This window comes from Natronomonas sp. (genome assembly GCF_036625485.1).
Classification (GTDB): domain Archaea; phylum Halobacteriota; class Halobacteria; order Halobacteriales; family Haloarculaceae; genus Natronomonas.
In genome coordinates this window covers 1-4,231 of sequence record NZ_JAZKTR010000181.1, presented here as the reverse complement: position 1 = coordinate 4,231, position 4,231 = coordinate 1, and the positions used below count along the sequence as shown (strand labels likewise).

Here is a 4,231-nt window from a genome sequence, read left to right as displayed (position 1 = left end):
TCTACTTCCACCGCGCCAAGAGAGGGTTTTTGACGGATGGCGAACACAGAACAGGTATGTCCGATCTGGGCGATTTCGAGGATTACGAGCCCGACGACGATTCCTCGTCCAGCGGCGGCGAGACCGCCGACGCTGGCGAGGCCGAGGACGATTTCGAGGAGGTCGACGTCTCGCCTGCCGGCTCGGACCGCGGCATCGGGACGCTGTCGGCCTCCGAGGGTCTCATTATCAGCGAGGAAGAGGACGACACCTGCCTCCGCGCGTACGTCACCGTCGAGAACCGCTCGGCCGTCCGCATCGGTAGTTACCTCATCGCCTCCTATCCCGACGGCGAACGACTCTTCTGCCGTATCGTCGCCCTCGAATACGCCCAGGAGTTCCGCTCCGACGACGCAACCGAGATCCACTCCCGGCGGGCGATGCGCCAAGACGACATCGACGAGAACGACTACAAGTTCATGGCGTCGCTGGAACCCGTCGCCGTCCTCTACTCCGAGGGTGGCGAACTGAAACGCCGGATGACCGACCGGGTGCCGAAACCCGAGACCGTGGTCCGGCAGGCCGAGGACTCCGCGGAGATCAAGACCGGTCTCAAGATCCCCGAGGAAGGCGTCTTCGTGGGCCATCTCTCGGTCGGGGGCGAGAAGGTCCGTACCGCTGCGGACCCACCGACCATCGACTATCGGTTGAAGGACGACTACGAATCCGGCGACCCGCTGGTCTTCCGGCACACGCTCGTGGCCGGCGGGACGGGGTCGGGGAAGACCCACGGCGCGAAGAACATGCTCCGGCAGTATCTGGCCGAGGAGAGACGGTATCCCATCGAGGACGGCCGCGATGTCTCGCCAGCCGTCGTCCAGTTCGACCCGCAGGACGAGTACGCTCAGATGCACGACGACAACCCAGCCATCGACGCTGACTACGAGCGGCGTCTGGAACGGGAGGGCGTCGCCCACGGCGGCGTCGACGATACCAAGGCGTTCGTCCCGAAGGTCGGCGATGCGACGTATGCGGCCTCCCATCACCGCGCCGAGCAGGTGGAGTTCACCATCCCGTTCTCGATGGTCTACGACAACCCGTGGCTCATCGCGGGCTCGGCGCTCAACGACAACCAGTACGGTGCTTTGGTGAGCGTCCTTCTGCCGCGATTCAAGAGGCAGTACGGCGATTCCGGGACCTACAGCCAGTTCAAATCGTTCCTCGACGACCCGGCGCTACAGGAGGAACTCGACGAGTCGGGTCGGGTCCACGAGGCCACCTTCGACGCCATCAAGCGCCGCGTCTATGGCTTCGACGACGTCTTCGACCAGGAGGCCCGCCCCATCACCGACCTCGTCTCGGAGTTCGTCCGCCCCGGCGGTCTGACGACGGTGCCGACCTACCACATCAGCGATTCGCGGGCGACGACGACGGTCGTGCTCGCGGTGGCGTCGCTTCTGGTCGACGAGAAACTCTCGAACGACCCCGAGTTCGACCGCATCAAGGAGACGCCGCTCCTTCTGGGGATGGACGAGGCCCATAACTTCCTGACCGACGCCGACAGCGTGCAGGCCAACAAGGTCATCGGCAAGTTCGCCGACGCGGCCAAACAGGGTCGCAAGGAGCGTCTCGGCCTGTTTCTCATCACGCAGGACCCACAGGACATCGCCGACCCCATTTTCAAGCAGATCAACACGACCATCGTCCTCAACCTCGGCGACGAGGACGCCATCAAGGCGGTCAACATCCCATCGAACCTCGAAGGGAAGGTCCCCTACATGGAGAAGGGCCAGATGGTCGTCTACTCGCCGGACAACTCCGAACCGGTCGAACTCATCGGTCTGCCGCGGTGTTTGACCCGCCACGGCCGGGACTGATACGGCTCGGCCTCGCTGTCCGTGCCGGCCACCTTTATCGGCCCCCACCGCGTTCCTCTGCGTATGCAAGTTCTCGTTCCGATGGACGGCTCCAAGCAGTCGTGGAAGGCCTTCGAACATGCCGCCGAGCGATTCCCCGAAGCGACGCTCGTCGTGCTTCGGGTCATCGACCCCGTACAGGCGGGCTACGGAATCGGCCTCGACGGCGGCGCCGGAGCCGGCCAGTGGCTCGATGCACAGGAGGAAGCCACCGAGAGACTCTTCGAGGAGGTCCGTGAGCGCGCCGAGGCGGCCGGAGCCGACGTCGAGACCCGCAAGGAGGTCGGACGCCCCGCCCGGGAGATTACCGACGTGGCAGCCGAGTGTGATCAGGTCGTCATCGGCAGCCACGGGCGCGAGGGCGTCTCACGGATACTGCTCGGTAGCGTCGCGGAGAACGTGGTTCGGCGGTCACCGGTCCCGGTCACCGTCGTCAGATAATTGACCTGACAGAAAGGGTGCCGGAATCGGCGAACCGTTTAAAAGATGTTCGCCTGCTGGTAGACCGAGATCCCGTCGCTGGTGATTTCGTAGGGCTTGGTCTCCCGCGAGTGATTGGCGTTCCGTATCTTCTGTATCTCGACGGCCAGTCGCGTCTCTCGGAACTCCGAGCGGACGTACTGGAGGACGAAGACGCCGTCGGTGAGGTACTCGATGATGCCGTGGCGGGACGCGTAGGGGTTGCCCTCGCTGGCCTCGCTGGTCACCATCGTCGTGACGCCGGCTTCCTTCAGCGCGCGGGTGAAATCGAAGATCTCCATCCGGCGGTCGGCCTGCTTGTCGTACATCATCTCCAGCAGGGAGACGGAGTCGAGGACGAGCCGCTGGGCGTCGAAATCGTCGACCAGGCGCGGGAGGTCCCCGCGAATCGAGGTGAGGCTGTTGGCCATCTCGATGGGGTCGAGGTCGACGACGGCGAGTTTCCGGTCCTCGATGTACTCCTCGAAGGGCCAGCCCTTCTCCTCGGCGGCCTGGATGACGGCATCGCGGCTCTCTTCGAGGGTGATGTAGATCGCTTTCTCGTCGTTCTCGATGCCCCGCTGGAGGAACTGCAGGCCGAAGGTGGTCTTCCCGGTCCCGGCGGAGCCCATGACGGCCAGAAGCGAGCGCTCGGGGACGCCGCCCTGAACCATCTCGTCGAGTCCCTCGATGCCGAGGTCGATACGCGGAATCTCGGATTCGAAGTCCTCCTCGAACTCCTCGCCGTTGCCACCGCCCTCGAACGCGCTTTCGAAGTCCTCCTCGAACAGCTCCTCGTCCTCGTCGAAGGGCTCGTCATCAGCGCTTTCGAACCAATCGTCCCCGTCGCCGCTCATGGTTGTCCTCGATCCGACTCGCGCATACCGACCTGTAAGTTCGCTACACCGTTAATGTTACCCGTACTTTCGTGTTCGACTTCCCGTGCGGTGGGCCAGCGTCGTTCGCCGTCGGTCCCGCCGTGTCGCCGGGGTTTTTGTCGGAGGGCACCGAAGTCGGCGTCGATGCACGTCGGTATCGTCGCCCAGCAGGACAACCCCCGGGCCGCCGCCCTCGCGGACGAGATCCGCCGGAACGTCGATGTATCCATCTCCCTCGATCTGGCAACCGCCGAAAGCCTCGATAAATCCGGCGAGTCGGTCGGCGACCTCGCGGCCTGTGACCTCGTGGTCTCTATCGGCGGTGACGGCACCTTCCTCTTTACCGCTCGCGAGGTGACGCCGACGCCCGTCATGGGTGTCAACCTCGGCGAGGTCGGCTTCCTCAACGTCGTCTCTCCGGAGGACGCAATCGAGACGGTCCAGCGCGAGATCGACCGCTACCGTGCGGGCGAGACCGACTATCAGGAACTCCCGCAGGTCCGCGCGGAGGGCGACGGCTGGCAACTCCCGGCGTCGGTCAACGAGGTGACGGTCCTCGGTCCCCAGCGGGGCCGCAACAACGGTATCGGCACCGAGATCCGGGTCGACGGCGACCTCTACTCGGGCGGCCGCGCCGATGGCGTCCTCATATCGACGCCGACCGGCTCGACAGCCTACAACCTCAGCGAGGGCGGCCCCCTCGTCCACCCCGATGTCCCGGCTTTCGTCGTCACCGAGATGTGCGCCGAGGGCGGGATGCCGTCGCTGTCGGTGCCGACCGACGCCGAACTCACCATCCGCGTCGAGGAGGCCGACCACGCCTTCGTCGTCGCCGACGGCCGAACGCGGGAGCAGGTCGACCCCCCGACGAATGTTCGGATTCGCCGGGCCGAGAACCCCGTTCGGATCGCGGGGCCGCCGCTTGATTTCTTCGCGGCGCTCGGGAAACTGGAGTGAGCCTTCTGTTTTGCCGTCCGCTATTATTTAAATAGCTACTCG

4 protein-coding genes are annotated in these 4,231 nt (G+C 64.9%); 3 read left to right on the top strand and 1 reads right to left on the bottom strand.

Translation table 11 applies throughout. The features are described 5' to 3' along the window. The first annotated feature begins 56 nt into the window (after positions 1–56). Positions 57–1,856: an ATP-binding protein gene (locus V5A53_RS13255; protein WP_332314092.1), complete on the top strand. Its 1,800-nt coding sequence runs from the start codon at positions 57–59 to the stop codon at positions 1,854–1,856. Positions 1,857–1,919: 63 nt separating this feature from the next. Further along, a complete protein-coding gene (locus tag V5A53_RS13250) occupies positions 1,920–2,336 on the top strand; it encodes a universal stress protein (protein ID WP_332314091.1) in 417 nt (138 codons plus the stop codon). 38 nt (positions 2,337–2,374) lie between these two features. Here V5A53_RS13250 and V5A53_RS13245 read toward each other — a convergent pair whose 3' ends face one another. Continuing rightward, positions 2,375–3,211, bottom strand: a complete 837-nt coding sequence (locus V5A53_RS13245) for a KaiC domain-containing protein (RefSeq protein ID WP_442928599.1) — start codon at positions 3,209–3,211, stop codon at positions 2,375–2,377. A gap of 165 nt (positions 3,212–3,376) precedes the next feature. On the opposite strand from V5A53_RS13245, the gene V5A53_RS13240 reads away from it, so the two are divergent. Then, entirely contained in the window at positions 3,377–4,189 is an 813-nt protein-coding gene (locus V5A53_RS13240) for an NAD(+)/NADH kinase (protein ID WP_332314090.1), read from the top strand. Positions 4,190–4,231 lie beyond the last annotated feature (42 nt).